The sequence below is a fragment of the Treponema sp. R6D11 genome (genome assembly GCF_054786075.1).
Map to the genome: position 1 here is coordinate 1 of NZ_BDHD01001329.1, position 329 is coordinate 329.

The 329-nt window shown below is 47.4% G+C and carries 1 pseudogene; it reads left to right on the forward strand.

Going from position 1 to position 329, the window contains the following annotated elements:
• Positions 1-101: 101 nt before the first annotated feature.
• Positions 102-329, forward strand: a pseudogene (locus ACYVTD_RS18625) (DNA ligase (NAD(+)) LigA); the annotation flags it as partial.

Here is a 329-nt window from a genome sequence, read left to right on the forward strand (position 1 = left end):
AATTAGGAATGTTTGTTTCATAATTGATAATAAAGCGATTTTACACCTATGGGCAAGCCCTTTACCGTCTTCATTTTTACCAAAAAAGTGTATAATACCGCATGGAGTCAAAGGAACGGCGGGTTGCCGAACTGGAAGAATTAATACAGAAATATCAGGCCTCTTACTACAACGGGGAAGCGGAAATTTCCGATGGGGAATTTGACCTTCTCTGGGACGAGTTGAAAGCCCTGTCCCCCGACAGCGCCGTTTTGAAAAAAGTAGGGGCCGGCCCCGACATGGACGGCTTCCCAAAAGCTCGCCACCTTATCCCGATGGGAAGCCAGGAC